The organism is Gramella sp. MT6 (genome assembly GCF_019357415.1).
In the GTDB taxonomy this organism is placed as follows: domain Bacteria; phylum Bacteroidota; class Bacteroidia; order Flavobacteriales; family Flavobacteriaceae; genus Christiangramia.
This window is the reverse complement of sequence record NZ_CP048410.1, coordinates 1,804,561-1,819,953: the sequence shown is the minus strand read 5'-3', so window position 1 is coordinate 1,819,953 and position 15,393 is coordinate 1,804,561. Positions and strand designations below refer to the sequence as shown.

General features: G+C 39.0%; 11 protein-coding genes. 4 read left to right on the top strand and 7 right to left on the bottom strand.

What is annotated here, in order from left to right; all coding sequences use genetic code 11:
* Positions 1 to 19: 19 nt before the first annotated feature.
* Positions 20 to 1,630, bottom strand: coding sequence for an asparagine synthase B (gene asnB / locus G3I01_RS08135; protein WP_219552642.1), 1,611 nt, complete (start codon positions 1,628 to 1,630; stop codon positions 20 to 22).
* 257 nt (positions 1,631 to 1,887) lie between these two features.
* Between asnB and G3I01_RS08130 the strand changes: the two genes are divergently transcribed.
* Positions 1,888 to 2,466, top strand: a complete 579-nt coding sequence (locus G3I01_RS08130; protein ID WP_219552640.1) for a DUF2911 domain-containing protein — start codon at positions 1,888 to 1,890, stop codon at positions 2,464 to 2,466.
* A gap of 45 nt (positions 2,467 to 2,511) precedes the next feature.
* On the opposite strand, the gene G3I01_RS08125 is transcribed toward G3I01_RS08130, so the two are convergent.
* From G3I01_RS08125 to G3I01_RS08105, 5 genes are all read right to left on the bottom strand, one after another.
* On the bottom strand, positions 2,512 to 3,144 hold the full coding sequence (locus tag G3I01_RS08125; RefSeq protein ID WP_219552638.1) for a 7-carboxy-7-deazaguanine synthase QueE: 633 nt from the start codon (positions 3,142 to 3,144) through the stop codon (positions 2,512 to 2,514).
* Positions 3,145 to 3,210: 66 nt separating this feature from the next.
* A complete protein-coding gene (locus G3I01_RS08120; RefSeq protein WP_219552636.1) occupies positions 3,211 to 4,677 on the bottom strand; it encodes a M14 metallopeptidase family protein in 1,467 nt (488 codons plus the stop codon).
* Between the two features lie 4 nt (positions 4,678 to 4,681).
* Positions 4,682 to 5,347, bottom strand: coding sequence for a peptidoglycan recognition family protein (locus tag G3I01_RS08115; protein ID WP_219552634.1), 666 nt, complete (start codon positions 5,345 to 5,347; stop codon positions 4,682 to 4,684).
* A gap of 60 nt (positions 5,348 to 5,407) precedes the next feature.
* Complete coding sequence (locus tag G3I01_RS08110; protein WP_219552632.1) at positions 5,408 to 6,820, bottom strand: SusD/RagB family nutrient-binding outer membrane lipoprotein; 1,413 nt, start codon at positions 6,818 to 6,820, stop codon at positions 5,408 to 5,410.
* Positions 6,821 to 6,838: 18 nt separating this feature from the next.
* The gene (locus G3I01_RS08105; RefSeq protein WP_219552630.1) at positions 6,839 to 9,925 is read right to left on the bottom strand and encodes a SusC/RagA family TonB-linked outer membrane protein; all 3,087 of its coding nucleotides are present in this window, start codon (positions 9,923 to 9,925) and stop codon (positions 6,839 to 6,841) included.
* A gap of 136 nt (positions 9,926 to 10,061) precedes the next feature.
* Here G3I01_RS08105 and G3I01_RS08100 point away from each other — a divergent pair, with 136 nt between their 5' ends.
* On the top strand, positions 10,062 to 11,429 hold the full coding sequence (locus G3I01_RS08100; protein WP_219552628.1) for a D-alanyl-D-alanine carboxypeptidase: 1,368 nt from the start codon (positions 10,062 to 10,064) through the stop codon (positions 11,427 to 11,429).
* Between the two features lie 15 nt (positions 11,430 to 11,444).
* Positions 11,445 to 12,500: an LD-carboxypeptidase gene (locus tag G3I01_RS08095; protein WP_219552626.1), complete on the top strand. Its 1,056-nt coding sequence runs from the start codon at positions 11,445 to 11,447 to the stop codon at positions 12,498 to 12,500.
* 76 nt (positions 12,501 to 12,576) lie between these two features.
* On the opposite strand, the gene G3I01_RS08090 is transcribed toward G3I01_RS08095, so the two are convergent.
* Entirely contained in the window at positions 12,577 to 13,713 is a 1,137-nt protein-coding gene (locus tag G3I01_RS08090; protein WP_219552624.1) for a serine hydrolase, read from the bottom strand.
* Between the two features lie 143 nt (positions 13,714 to 13,856).
* On the opposite strand from G3I01_RS08090, the gene G3I01_RS08085 reads away from it, so the two are divergent.
* The gene (locus G3I01_RS08085) at positions 13,857 to 15,377 is read left to right on the top strand and encodes a helicase HerA-like domain-containing protein (protein WP_219552622.1); all 1,521 of its coding nucleotides are present in this window, start codon (positions 13,857 to 13,859) and stop codon (positions 15,375 to 15,377) included.
* Positions 15,378 to 15,393: the final 16 nt, after the last annotated feature.

Here is a 15,393-nt window from a genome sequence, read left to right as displayed (position 1 = left end):
ATTTAAATTCCTACAAGGATTAGGCCTTTTGCATCTCTTTTTTTAAGCCGGGAGCAACGTGAGTTTCATTTGCTCTTCCACTAGGATCAAGATCTTTTTGCCATTTCGGGATCCATCTTTTTACAGTTTTCGCTGCAGATTCCTGCGGGAAATGTTTACTAAACAATTCTCTGTAAAAATAAGCCTCTTTGGTTGCCGGAGTGTTCACCGGATATTTCAAGGCCGCTGTCTCCATTTGCACATCACTTACTTGCTTTGAAGCATAGTCAATAAGCTGATCTATCCAGTTGTAACCTACCCCATCGCTAAATTGCTCTTTTTGACGCCACAATACTTCCTCTGGTAAAAATGGTTTCTCTGGCGTGTCAAATGCTTTTCTAAGAACATATTTCTCAACTCCATCATAAGTTACCGGCATTTTTGACTCAGGCACCATTTCCATAGCAGTCTTCAAGAATGCTTTATCAAGGAAAGGCACTCTTGCCTCCAAACCGTGAGCCATCGTAGATTTATCAGCTCTTAAACAATCGGCAGTGGCCAATCTTTGAACTCTTCTAATGGTTTCCTTTTGAAATTCTTCAGCAGAAGGCGCGTTCTTGAAATATAGATACCCTCCAAAGATCTCATCAGATCCTTCTCCGGAAAGCACCACCTTGATCCCTTTATCAGCAATGGCCTTAGAAAGGAAATACATTGGAGTACTGGCCCTTATTGAAGTAACATCATAAGTTTCAAGATGCCATACTAATTTGCTCAATATCTCTATTCCCTCTTCAACCGTAAAATGGATCTCATGATGCTCTGTTCCCAGAAACTCTGCTACTTTCCTGGCTGCAATAAGATCTGGCGCTTCAGAATCCAATCCTATAGAGAAAGAATGTAATTTTTGACCTGAATCTGCCATTAAACGAGCAGCAATCGAAGACGTTAAAGAAGAATCCAAACCTCCGCTTAAAAGAACTCCTAAGGGAACATCTGCCATTAATCTTTTTCTTGTTGCCTCGATAAGGCTTTCTCTTAACTTGGCAAGATCTGCCGGTTGAACCGCTTTTTCTGATTCAAACCAATCTGGCTTATAATATCTCACAAAACCTGTTTGAGGTGTATAATAATGCCCCGGAGGAAATGCTGAAAATTCAACGCAAGTATCAATAAGAGCTTTCATTTCGCTAGCAAACCACATCGCACCGGTTTCATCTGTACCAAAGTAAAGAGGCTTAACTCCAATTGGATCTCTCCCTACGATAAAATCATCTCCATCTACGATTACAAATGAAAAGACTCCATCAAGCATATCTACAAAATCATAACCGTATTTCTCATAAAGGTGCACTATGACTTCTGAATCTCCCGTTGTCCTGAAAGAATGATCCTTAAGTTCATTATTTCTAAGAGCCATGTGGTTATAGATCTCCCCGTTATGGATCATCCATGCCGAACCAGTTCCCTGGATAGGCTGAATTCCCGTAGTAAGATCTACGATTGAAAGACGCTCGTGCGAAAGCACGTGTCCTTTTTCAGTAATTTTTAATCCGCTTTCATCGGGACCTCTGTGAGACATTCTTTTAGAAAGGCTGCTAATTTTTGCCGCTTCAATGTCTTTTCCGATAACTGCTAAAATTCCACACATGACTTATTTTGTTTTTAATTACAATACAAATATGTGCTTATACTTATCTTTATAAAACATAAAAAGTCACTTCGCTTATTTTTATAAACACTTTTAATGATATTCAATACAAAATAAAATGAAATGCAGAAATTATCTATGAAATTCTTTCATTCGTAAATCTCTGAAAATTTTAACAGCAACTTTATTCTTTTTTAACAAATGCTACACATGTCAACCGTTATCTTTAATGCGAATTAAAACTAATTACGAAAATCATGAAAAAGCTTATAATAGGAGGATTTGGAATCCTTTGTTCGTTTATTTCTAACCCTGTGAATGCACAGGACGAGGATAAGATCAATTTTTCAAAGGAAGAATTGAAATTTTCAAAAATGGATGCGAGTCCAATGGATCTAGCGATGTATAAAGATGAGAACGACCAGGCCGTAGCGAGAGTAATCTACAGCCGACCTCAAAAACGCAACCGCGAGATTTTTGGTAAACTTATTCCTTACGGAGAAGTATGGAGAACCGGTGCGAACGAGGCTACCGAGATCACCTTTTACCAGGATATGAAAATCGCTGACGCTGAAGTTAAGGCTGGAACCTATACTTTATACACTATCCCAGGTGAGAAAGAATGGACAGTAATTTTAAACAATAAGACCAATACCTGGGGAGCATACGAATATTCATCTAAAGAAGATAAAGTAAGGATCAATGTTCCTGTGAGACAAGCACCAAATACTATTGAATCTCTTTCAATGGCATTTCAGGAATCCAGTAACGGAGCAGATCTTTTGATAGGATGGGACGACAGTTACGTTAAAGTTCCTTTTGAATCTGTCAAATAATATTGAACCAACATAAATTGAAAAACGCCCTATATGGGCGTTTTTTTATGGAATATTGAGATATTTATGTGTTTGTAATGAAACCTTCCATTTAGGATTCTTCATTACATAATCTACAATTAACGGGATCATCTTTTCCCGGTTGCTCCACTCAGGCTGAAGGTATAAAATACAGTTGTCGCTTACCAAAGCGGCTTGTTCTTCAGCAAACTTAAGGTCATGTTTATTAAAAACGATCACTTTAAGTTCGTGAGCCAGCGGATAAATTTCAGGTTTAGGTAATTTGATCTTTTTAGGAGAAAGACAGATCCAGTCCCAGGTTCCGGTAAGATCGTAAGCACCAGAAGTTTCAATATGAATATCACAGCCTTTCTTTTTCAGGTTTCCGGTCAACTCGGTCATATCCCACGTAAGAGGTTCCCCTCCCGTTATCACTATCGTTTTACTAAACTTAGTAGCATTTTCAACAATCTGACCTATATGAGTAGGCGGATGCACCTCAGCATCCCAGCTTTCCTTTACATCGCACCAATGACAACCCACATCGCAACCACCAATCCTGATGAAGTATGCGGCGGTTCCCTTGTGATATCCTTCACCCTGTATGGTATAGAATTCTTCCATCAACGGAAGCATAATTCCTTTGTCTACCAACTCTTTTGTCTCTTCTGAAATCATAGCGTGCAAAGATAAGCAAACTATATCATCTGGAATACTTAAGCCAATCTGAATAAATTTTACCAGCTATTTGTAGATAAGCGTATTCTTGATCTCGCTTTCTGCTTTTTTGGGATCTACCAGAAATCCATTAATAACAGCATATTCCACTTCGCCATTTTCATAAAGAAAAAAATTAGCATCCTTTCCTGGCTGTAAATTTTTATTAACTTCAAAATCTTCAGACACAAGGTTTAAAGGAGAGTCAGAAAATTTCTTATCTAAAAGGGAAGTATCCACTCGCACATATGCATACCCTTCCTCCAGTATTTTACCGGCATCAATTTCCTGAAGCTCTTTTTCTGAATTGATCTTGTTAGGAAAAACTTTCCCCAACTCCAGATGCATCCCGCTGGCATCTATTTGTTTATATCCGTAACTGGTTGAAAGATCTCCCTGGTCTACAATTCTGCCAGAATAATAAAATTCTGAATTATCTTCAAGGTCATTTTCAGACAGATTAACTCCCAGATCCAATACGTAAGATTGCCCGTTTAAATCATAGCTTAGACCTAACAATTTAAGATCGAATAACATCCTGTCGTTATTAGGAATATTCTCGTAATCTGAGATTTCTTCAGTCTTATAATCTTCTGTAGCAATAGCCTTTAATGCAGACAAGATGCTTACAAAATTGAGTTTTCTGATCTCCTGTTTTTCCGGATCCCCGGGATAACCTCCAGATTCAATAAGAATTGTACTCGTTCCCCATTTCTGGATATTATCCCCAAAAGCCCGGGGTTCAAAATCGTCATTATAGCGTCCCACCTGCCCTGGGGCAAACTGCTGTAAAACCTCATTCATCCTTACGATCACCTTCATGGCATTTCCCCTAACCTCGTTTATTTCCTTTTCATAATTATAGGCCGGAGCAAGGAATGAGATCGTTGCAGGTTTTTCAGTTCTTTCGGCATTGTAATATTTGCTTTGATCGTGAAGATTAAAACCAAAATCAGCATCAAGGCTATCCCTTATTCTTTTTAAAGTTTTAGCTTCAGGAGACTGCAATCTTAAGGCGTCCCGATTCACATCTATACCCAGAGCATTACGGCGGGTAAATTCTTCAGCTCCATCTGGATTAAGCATTGGTAGAAAATGTATGCGTGAATTCTGCAACATCTCCTCCTTTTCTGCTTTATAATCATCTGAATTGAAAAAATTAAGGATATCGAAGATGGCCATGGTCGCTGTGGATTCATCTCCATGCATTTGGGACCACAGGAAAACATCGGTATCCCCTTCTCCTAAACTAACAAGGTGAAGACTTCGGCCTTCAATAGACTCTCCCACCTTCTGTATCTGGATATTCTTTTCTGATTTCAGGTCTTCAAGCAGCGACAGAATATTATCATGCTTTATCCTTCTTTTGGTAATGGCCTCTTCCTTGAATGTAGAATAGTTTGCAAATAACTTTTCGGCAAAATCATCCTTTTGTGCACTTGCGATACCTGTCACCATTAAGATCACCGCGACGAGCAATAATTTTTTCTTCATAATTTTATTTTGATGGAACTTCCTTAAAATCCCTGTTCTTTGTTCCCTCTCTAACCTTTTTCATAAATTCTTTTCCCGGATCGGTCTTTTCAGTCCGATAGCCGGCATCCTTTTCTAACCATAATTCATGGTCTTCAAAATTTGTATATTCATAATGACCTATCACGTATTCGATATCATATTTATCACTTAAATAATTTACCAGCCAGATATTAGCCTGGAGCTGAGCATCGGTCAAAGGAGTTTCTTTGGTCCCTCCAACATTTTCAACTCCAATTGCAACATGGTTCAATCCGATCACATGCCTTGCCATGATGGTTTCTGGCATTAATCGATAAATCGTGCCGTCCCTGTCTACCAGGAAATGGGAAGAAACATTCAGTTGACTGGCACCAGAAATTGCCTCCCTGGATTGTGGTAATATAGATCTTTTAAATGCGTTGAACGAACTTTCAAGCGTGGGAATCGCCGTCCAGTGAAGAACGACCATCTTAGGATCTATTGCAGGAGTTTCTTTATTCAATCCATAGCGCTCATTCATATATTCTAAAGAGAGATCGATACGGTCCTGTTCAAAATCTATAGGCCTGTCGATAATCTTAGAACTTTTACAGGAAGATAGACTTAATCCCAGACAAATGAGAATAATTAAAAGCTGTTGATTTTTCATATCTGGATTTTTAAAACAAAAAAAGCCCCGTCATAGCGGGGCCTTAAATTTAATTATTTACTATTCATCCCAAAAGATAGCATCAAGTAAAGTCACATCTGGAACGTTATTCCCATTTCTGCTGACCTCGGAATCCGGGTAAGCCAGCCTTCTAATGAACATACCATTAAGGTCAGGGTTTACATTCGCAGGCAGGTCAAAATCTTCGTAGTTATAATCATAACGACGAGCATCCACCCACGCTTCAGGATTAAGGAACATAGCCACCCACTTCTCTTTGAAGATATCATCTATCGAAAAACTTTCTACTCCCATACTAACTTCAGGAGAGTTGATATAAGCCTCAATTTCAGAAGATTCAACTCCTATTTTTGTCATATGAGCTCTGATACCAGCTAAATATGCCTGGTAAGACCTGTCTTTATCCACACCAAAAGCAGCTTCGGCTTCAATAAATTTCTGTTCAGCATAAGTCCCAAGTAAAACAGGACCCTGGCGCGTGGTATAGAAATCACCTTCTTCCAGAACAGATCTTGCCCCCTGCTCTGGCGCATTTCCTCTACCCGCACCATTTTCGGTACCAATATATTCACCATCATCTGTAGCTCCTACCATTAAAGGCAATCTTGGATCTTCTAGCCCAAAAGTAGTTCCATCTAAAGCCTGGATAAATTGTTCAGAGATCCATCCTCCAAGGAAAAGATTCGCATTATCAATGGCCACATCTGCCCACGGGTTAAACTGCTCGGCAAAGTATTCCATTTGAGCATCATCTTCGTTGCTATCAAACCCATTGTCCACAGCAGCAAGTACCGCTGATGGATCGTAACTTCCTGTCTCGCTATAGTGATTAAGGTATCTTGCCTTCAGCATATAAGCGAATTTCACCCATTTTTCAGCATCCCCATTATAGATAAAGTCATCTTCACCTATAGACGTGCTTGTCTCTGCGGAAAGATTTGCAATACCAAGGTCCAGAAGCCCTAAAATTTCTTCATATAGCTGCGCATCATCATCATATGAAGGTGTTACCGTTACAAAATTGAAGGCTTCGCTATAAGGAACCTGCCCCCAGGCATCTACCGTTAATCCAAGATTGTAAGCCATTAGGATCTGGCCTACTCCTTCATAATGATTAGCCTCTTCAGCCTGGGCCTTCAGGATCATATCATTAATATCTGTCATTACATTATAAAGAGCTCCCCATGTTCCACTATAACTAACGGGCTCCATAATATCTGATGAACTCGCAGCATTAGGAGACGCCAAATACTGAACATAATTAGTGGCAATATCACCCATCCTGAAAGTGTTCTGCGAAGATTCGTATGTTGAATTCACCATTAACCCAGCAAGCGGCGCTTCGGTTGGGTTATTGGGGTTATCATTAATATCGAGATAATCATCACAGGAAGCAAAGCTAAAGGCAACTGCGAGGATCGCGTATTTGTATTTTTTGATCTTAAATTTCATATCCAAAATTTTTAAATTTTAAAGTCCAAGGTTTAGGGTAAAGAAATAGCTTCGAACACCCGGGTAACCAAGTCCTGTTAAACCAGTTGCATTTCCTCCTGCACCTGAGCTGAATGATTCCGGATCAAATCCATCCCAGGGAGTATAAAGAATAATGTTATTTGCAGCTACAGAAATTCTTGCCGATTCAAATGGCAATACTTTCAATACATTTTCCTGGAAATTATATCCAAGGGTAAGGTTTCTTAGTTTAATGAAAGCCGCATCCTGCACAAAGTTCTCACTTACCGTACGGTAGGTATTTCTATAGAAACCAGCACCGTAATCTCTACCATCTGGTCCTACTCCCTGACCTAGCCATACAGACTGGGTGTTTGGAGATCCGTCTGCAAGTACACCATCAAACACAATAGTCTCATTTCTATTTAAAGTGTATTCTGCAATACCGAATGCAGAGAAGAAGTTATCATATTGGTTATATTGATCTACTCCTGCTCTAAAATCGATAAGGAAAGAGAAATCAAAACCTTTAAAGGTAAAGTCGTTCTTTAAACCTCCAATCCATTTTGGAGTGGTATTTCCCAGAACCAGTTGAGAGCTGTTTCGGGAAGGGAACCCATTTTCTCCAACAATAATAGGAAGACCTTCATTTAAATAGATACTGTTCTCATCTGCACCAAACCTGGAATAGCTCGTTCCAAAAATGTTCCCGTACGGCTCACCTTCAAGCAATTTAATGGTTACTGAAGAACCTCCATAACCAAACTGGCTACCAACTACGATCTCTTCAATCCCTTCTCTAATACTCTTAACTTCGTTCCTGTTATAGGAAGCATTGAAAGAAACATCCCATCTAAAATCTTCGCTTTGCACAGGGGTCCCTCTTAAAATAAATTCCCATCCGCGGTTCTCAATTTCTCCCGCATTAGTAACGAAAGTTGAGAATCCTGCGCTCTCACTTACAGGAACCGGAATGATCTGATCTTTACTATTAGATTTATACCAGGTTACATCTATACCTAACCTGTTCTCAAAAAATCTAAGATCTGTACCAAATTCTATCGCTGTGGTTTTTTCAGGTTTTAATTCAAGATCCCCAAACTGGCTGAATCTTGTAAATCCTACCTGCCCTCCTAACGGATAAATAGATGGTGATGAATAAGTCTGCCCAATTAGATACGGATCTGTATCCTTACCTACCTGCGCCCAGGAACCTCTTAATTTACCAAAAGTAAACCAATCTGGCTGCTCAAAACTTTCAGTAAATACATAACCAAGATTCACCGATGGGTAGAAAAAGGAATTGTTCCCGATTGGAAGAGTAGATGTCCAGTCATTTCTCGCCGTAACGTTAAGGAAGATCATCTCGTCGTAGTTAAGCATTAGATCTCCATACAATCCTACAAGTCTTCTCTTTCTTTTATCCTGAGAAGTAGAGATCTGGCTGGCATAACTAAGATCATAAAATTCTGGAATCACAAAATTCTCTCCTGTGGCATCCAGTCTTTCATAATCTCTTTCGAAGATATCATTACCTACACGCAGGGTTGTATTAAATTTTTCGGTCCAGTCATTTTTGAAGGTCACGAAAAAGTTAGAGTTGATATCTCGACTATTAATCCTGGTTTCTCTAATGAACCCTGTGCTACTTAAAGGAACTTCTCCATCTATTCCTAGAGGACCCGGAGTGATCTCGGTTCTTCTATCACTATAAAAATCCGTTCCTATTAAATAGGTAAGGTCTAACCACTCTACCGGACTATAGGTAAATCTTAAATTCCCGACTGTTCTATTTACCTCATCTTCAAAAGTACTGAAGCGGGCATCATAGATAGGGTTGGTATTCTGATAGGTCTTCATGGTCCCATCAGGATTTATATAATCTTCAACATCATGATTCGGCGCCCAGTATACCAGACGTTCCATGAAACGATCGTGAGGAACACGATTACCACCTGAAACACTGTAGTTGATATTTCCTGAAAACTTGAACTTTTCACTAAATTTCACTTCACCACTTAATTTTGCTGAAGTCCTTCCCCAGTCACTAAAAGGAATAACCCCTTCCTGATCAAGTTTCCCTATGGAACCGTAAAAAGTCGCATTTTCACTACCTCCAGAAATGCTTACGTTATTATCATACTGCATACCTTTTCTCATGGCATCAGACCAGATATCATAAAATCTTACGTTTGGATCTATTTGATTAATCTCTTCCATGGAAGGTCCCCAGTTAGGCCAGAATGAATTAGGATCGTATACCCCTGAAAACCCCTGACCATAAGTTTCCTGAAAATCCGGATATTGATTGATCTCATCAAAACCTACTGAGCTATTCAAATTAATACGAACTCTCCCTGCTTTACCTTTTTTAGTGGTAATGATTACCGCTCCATTTGCTGCTCTTACACCATATAGTGCAGTTGCGGCGGCACCTTTTAGAATGTTTAGAGATTCAATATCATTTGGATTGATATCTGCAGCCCTGTTGGAAAGACCACGTGGTGTCCCAGCAGATTCCACCGTAGAGTTATCGATTGGCACCCCGTCTATTACAAATAACGGCTGGTTATCTGCATTTGGATCTAATGAGTTCACCCCACGAATAATGATCCTGGCACTCATACCGGGCGCTCCCCCAGAATTCGTAACCTGAACCCCTGCAGCCTGTCCTTGTAAGGCACTTACCAGGTTTTGCTGTTTCGTTTTAGTGATCTCTTCCGAGCCTATTTCCTGTACCGCATAACCCAGGGACTTCTTTTCCTGTTCAATACCAAAGGAAGTCACAACAACCTCATCCAGACTTTCCAGGTCTTCTACCAAAGTTACATCAAGGGTTGATTGCCCTGTATAGGAAATTTCCTTTGTTTCAAATCCTACAGATGAGAAAACCAGGACTTCTCCCGGTGCTACATCTATTTGATAAGTACCGTCTGAATTGGTGATTGTACCCCGATTCGTACCTTTAATCAGCACATTTACTCCAAATAATGGTTCACCAGAATCAGATTCGGTTACTAAACCACTAACAGAACTTTGCTGTGCTAACAAGGATGCAAATTGAAAAACAGCCAGAATGGCTATTAACGTAGTTTTTAATTTCATACCTTATTTGTTAATTAATTGTGAATGAAGTTTAAATATAAGATATCTAATTTTATAAAAGTTCACTATCTTATTAAAATATTTAACTATTATCAACTATCTTTCAACAATAGTAATTAAAACCTACGTTTTTAACATGTTCCATGAATATTCCAAAAACCCTATAAAGCTGAAAATTAGATCAACAAATGTTAATCTAGCTTTAATTTTAGCCCTGGCTACGCTATTAATAACCTCTTGTTCGGCAATAAAAAAAACGAATAAAAAAATTGAAAAAGATTTCTACGAGGCTCCAGAATTTAAAAAAGGCTTTGCAGGATTTGCTCTTTATGATCCTGTTTCAGATAAAATGCTATATGCCCACAATGCAGATAAATACTTTACACCTGCGTCGAACACCAAGCTGTTTTCCTTATATACGGGCTTAAAAATTCTTGATGATTCTATTCCAGGGCTTAAGTACACTATAAAAGGAGATAGTTTGATCTTTAAAGGAACTGGAGATCCTTCATTTCTGAACCCTGATCTTCCGGAATCAAACGTTTTAAACTTTTTAAAGGATAGTGGAAAGAAGTTATTTTATGCCCCGCCTATTCACAAAGAGAAGAGATTGGGTCCCGGGTGGGCCTGGGATGATTATGATTCTTATTATTCCGCGGAAAAAATTGATCTCCCCATTTATGGCAATCTGATCGAAGTGAAATTTGAAGAAGGCAGTTCAAGCCCCTCTTCAGTAAAACCTCAAAGTTTTAAAGATTCCATTAGTCCCGTAAAACCAACAGACCCAACTAATAAGTATACCCAACGGGATATTGCTTCTAATAAAATGGAATTTCAGGAGTTTAAAAGAACAGGAGATTTCACTCAACATATTCCCTTTCATTTTTCGAATAAACTTATCACCGAAATAATTTCAGATACTATCCAGGATACCGTGAAGGTCTATACCGGCGACATTAAAGAACTCAATTTTGATCAAACCATTTATAGTGTCCCTGCAGATAGTATATACAAACAAATGATGCAGGTTAGTGATAATTTTATCGCGGAACAGATCCTTCTTATGGCTGCTGATAAAGTTTCAGATTCCCTAAAAACCAGCATCGCTATAGATCATATGAAAGAAACTTATCTGAAAGACCTGCCTGATGAACCTATGTGGTATGACGGGTCTGGACTTTCCAGATACAATCTCTTTACTCCGCGGTCTATGGTAAAACTGATACAAAAGATCGAAAAAGAAATGCCGGTTGAAAAACTATTCAAAATATTGGCTGTTGGAGGAGAATCAGGAACCTTAAAGAATTACTATAAAGCTGAGACTCCATATATTTATGCGAAGACGGGAACTCTAAGAAATAATCATAGCCTGAGCGGATTCCTGGTCACCAAAAGCGGTAGAATTCTTATTTTTAGCTTCATGAACAGCAATTATACTGTTCCTACTTCAGAATTAAAGCAAGGCATGACCAGAATTATGGAAAGGATCAGAGATAATTATTAAATCAGACCCACAATAATGCAAAGAAGAAAATTTATAAGAAATATAGGTATCGGCGGACTTTTACTCCCACTAGATCCAACCTCTATTGGCTCTCCTGGGAATTCTATAACCACTACAGACAAGATTATTCCTGAAGCGCTCCAGGAAGGAGACACCATAGGTATCGTTAGCCCGGCCAGTGCCATTTTTGAATCTGAGCCTTACGAGATCGCGAAGGAGTCTTTCGAAGCCATGGGCCTAAAGGTCAAATTTGGCCAAAATACAAGAAACCGGTACGGACATCTCGCGGGTACCGATGAAGAAAGAGCCGAGGAATTCAACGATATGTTTCGGGATGATTCTATCAAGGCAGTGATCGCCTTAAGAGGAGGTTCAGGTGCTGCCAGGATTTTGGATAAACTGGACTATGAGGCCATTAAGAAGAATCCGAAAATTTTTATTGGATATAGTGACATCACTGCCCTACATATGGCTATTTACGCAAAGACAGGACTGGTTACCTTTCATGGCCCGGTGGCTGTTTCAACCTGGAATTCCTTTAGCGCAGATTATCTAAAACGTTTGCTTTTCGATAAAGAAGCCATCAAATATGAAAATCCAGTAAATAAAGGAGATGAATTGGTACAAACCAAAAACAGGATCAGGACCATACATGAAGGCACAACTAAAGGACAGCTTTTAGGAGGTAACCTATCTGTTCTCACGGGAATCATGGGTTCTGAATATTTCCCTACAGACTGGAAAGGTAAGATCCTGTACCTTGAAGATGTGGGTGAAAAGATCTATGCAGTAGATAGAATGATGACTCAGTTATATCTCGCCGGAGTGTTTAATGAGATCAGCGGATTTGTATTCGGTAAATGCACAGATTGCGACCCCGGTGGTAGTGGTTATGGTTCATTGACCATGGAAGAAGTAATAGATCATTTTATTAAGCCTTTGAACATTCCTGCATATTCCGGAGCAATGATAGGTCATATTGATGATAATGTGACCATTCCAAACGGGATAGAAGCGGAAATGGATGCTAACGCCGGAACAATTCAGTTATTAAATCCGGCAGTGAAATAATGAATAATTCAGGGTTCAGAGTCTATTATTTATTACCAGGTCCTGAATCCTGAATTATACTTTGACTCCCCTGATTTTATTTTTTCCTTTCTAATTCAGACTTATATATTTCTCGTCCCAGTTCTGCCAGAAATGGTATACCTATTTCGTCATATTCATAATCGTTATCATTGAAAATTCCGTTTTCATTTACCAGAAGAGTAGCTGAAATAAGGAATTCAATGTCATTTTCAATATCTTTTATATAGGCAGTTTCGGTAAGGGTTCCATAGGCATAGCCAACTTTATTATATATCTTCACATTAGAAGGAATTTTCTCTTTTGAATCGCCATACATAAAGAATTTACCATAGCTGTCATAATATTCGGTTTCATCATAATCCAGTTCCCTGGGTAATCTTGACATGGCATCTTTCAGGAAATCTTCATCCTGATTAGTAAGCTGAAAAGTTTTACTCTCCTCAAAAGTTTCCGGAAAAAACAGCCTTTTCATTAGGTTATGCTGAGTTTCGATTGGGAAATAATTCTTGAGCTCAAAACTAAACGGCTCATTTATCTTTTCTCCATCTTTGATATACCCTTTCCCTTTAATTACGTTATATATCCTTAAGGAATCTGCCGGTTGATTATTGGTAATTGGTAATTTGTATTCTCCTTTTTCAGTATCAAAGACCAATTGCCTTGTTTGCGTAGCTGCTGAACCCTCACCCGAAAACCGGTGTGAGATCCTGATTGGAGCAAGACCTTTAGCTCGCAGCCTGGAATTAATATAATCCTGACCCAGGAATTCGAAAAGACGATTATAGGCATTATTATCGCTCACTGCAAAAATCGCATCAATATCTTCAGCGATCGTATGTTCAATAGAATCATTTACCAAATGATATGGGGTATGTTTATCTATTTTGATGCCTTTTTTATTTAGTTCATTTATCTTTTCCAGACTTAATACCGCAACCGGAAGTTTCACCGTACTGGCAGGATAGAAATAAGCTTCAGGCTCCACGCGATACTTATAATCTTTAAATGTGGTTTCTCCCTCCTTTTGGATAATTCTGGAATAAATGATCTGAACCTCATATTTTTCAGGATTCTTAAAAACTTCTGATAGCGCGGTATCATTAGATTTTGAAACCTGTTTAAGGACATTATTCTGAAGGCTACAGCTTTGAATCAAAAAAATGATAACAGGGAAAAATAGTATTTTACGCATATAGGGATCGTTGGTTAGTGCAAAAGTTTAAATGGATATTTATAAAAGTAAGCCTATATTTAAATTTAAACAATTTTAAGATTTCAGGAGACAGAGCCTAATTTCTTCTTTTGGATTATCAATTTTATAATAACTTAGCATTAATGGACAAAGCGGCGCAATTTGTTGAAGAGATTCAGAAGGGATACACCACCAAAGGTGATTATATTTATCTGGGTGCCGGAATGCTTAATGGGAATGTACATTCCCAGGCTTCTGTAAAAATCCCCTTAAAAACAATGAATCGCCATGGCCTGATCGCCGGGGCTACCGGAACCGGAAAATCTAAAACCCTTCAGATAATAGCTGAAAATCTATCTGAAAAAGGAGTTCCTGTTCTTTTAATGGATGTAAAAGGGGATCTTAGCGGGATAGCTAAGGCATCCGAAGGTGCAGCTTTCATAAATGAAAGGCATGCAAAACTCGATTTTCCTTTCAGTCCAAAAAACTCCCCGGCAGAGATACTTACGCTTTCAGATCAAAGAGGAATAAGACTTCGGGCTACTGTGAGCGAATTTGGACCTGTACTTCTTTCAAGAATTTTGGACCTTACTTCAACTCAAACAGGGATCCTGGCGATCATCTTCAAGTATTGCGACGACAATCATCTTCCGCTATTAGACCTGAAAGACCTTAAAAAGATCATACAATATTCTACCGAAGAGGGCGAGGAAGAATTCGAAGAAAATTACGGAAGGATCTCCAAAGCTTCTACAGGAGCTATTCTAAGAAAGATCGTGGCCCTGGAACAACAAGGCGCAGACCTGTTCTTTGGAGAAAGGTCTTTCGATGTAAAAGACCTGCTTCGTAAAACTGAAGAAGGAAAAGGCTTTGTAAACATTCTAAGGTTAACCGATATCCAGGACCGACCGAAACTTTTTTCGACATTTATGCTCAGCCTGCTGGCAGAGATCTATACTACCTTTCCGGAAAAAGGAGATATGGACAAACCAGAACTGGTAATGTTCATAGATGAGGCACATCTAATTTTTGAAGAAGCATCAGATGCCTTGCTCGATCAAATAGAAAGCATTGTAAAATTAATCCGGTCTAAAGGAGTGGGAATTTATTTTGTAACCCAAAATCCGGCAGACGTTCCCGAGGAAGTTCTGGGACAATTAGGATTAAAGATACAGCATGCACTAAGAGCTTTTACTGCGAAAGACAGAAAGGCCATAAAACTTGCCGCTGAAAATTATCCTGTTTCTGAATTTTACGATACCAAAAATATGCTTACAGCGTTAGGTATAGGTGAAGCTTTAGTATCGGCTCTGGATGAAAAAGGAAGACCATCACCCTTGGTTGCCACAATGCTAAGAGCCCCCATGAGTCGTATGGATGTACTTACCGAGACCGAACTGGACAGGCTTATAAATGAGTCCCAGTTAGTTTCAAAATACAATGGACAAATAGACCGGGAAAGTGCTTACGAAATACTGAATAAAAAAATTGAAATCGCCGAAAGGACTGAAGCTCAGGAAAAGGCGAAAAAGGAAAGAAAAGAAGTAACAAAAACAAGCTCCCGGCGTCGAACTAGCAGCACCGAAGGTGCGGTAATAAAAGTGCTTACCAGCGCAACCTTTATTCGTGGAGTATTAGGCATTCTGAATAAATTTTTAAAATAAAAACTACTCAATCTAA

Excerpts from the sequence above, each read along its gene's own strand:
- G3I01_RS08120 (WP_219552636.1), bottom strand. The coding sequence starts at position 4,677 with ATGAAGAAAAAATTATTGCTCGTCGCGGTGATCTTAATGGTGACAGGT.
- G3I01_RS08100 (WP_219552628.1), top strand. The coding sequence starts at position 10,062 with ATGTTCCATGAATATTCCAAAAACCCTATAAAGCTGAAAATTAGATCA.
- G3I01_RS08090 (WP_219552624.1), bottom strand. The coding sequence starts at position 13,713 with ATGCGTAAAATACTATTTTTCCCTGTTATCATTTTTTTGATTCAAAGC.
- G3I01_RS08125 (WP_219552638.1), bottom strand. The coding sequence starts at position 3,144 with ATGATTTCAGAAGAGACAAAAGAGTTGGTAGACAAAGGAATTATGCTT.
- G3I01_RS08130 (WP_219552640.1), top strand. The coding sequence starts at position 1,888 with ATGAAAAAGCTTATAATAGGAGGATTTGGAATCCTTTGTTCGTTTATT.
- G3I01_RS08095 (WP_219552626.1), top strand. The coding sequence starts at position 11,445 with ATGCAAAGAAGAAAATTTATAAGAAATATAGGTATCGGCGGACTTTTA.
- G3I01_RS08110 (WP_219552632.1), bottom strand. The coding sequence starts at position 6,820 with ATGAAATTTAAGATCAAAAAATACAAATACGCGATCCTCGCAGTTGCC.
- asnB (WP_219552642.1), bottom strand. The coding sequence starts at position 1,630 with ATGTGTGGAATTTTAGCAGTTATCGGAAAAGACATTGAAGCGGCAAAA.
- G3I01_RS08115 (WP_219552634.1), bottom strand. The coding sequence starts at position 5,347 with ATGAAAAATCAACAGCTTTTAATTATTCTCATTTGTCTGGGATTAAGT.
- G3I01_RS08105 (WP_219552630.1), bottom strand. The coding sequence starts at position 9,925 with ATGAAATTAAAAACTACGTTAATAGCCATTCTGGCTGTTTTTCAATTT.
- G3I01_RS08085 (WP_219552622.1), top strand. The coding sequence starts at position 13,857 with ATGGACAAAGCGGCGCAATTTGTTGAAGAGATTCAGAAGGGATACACC.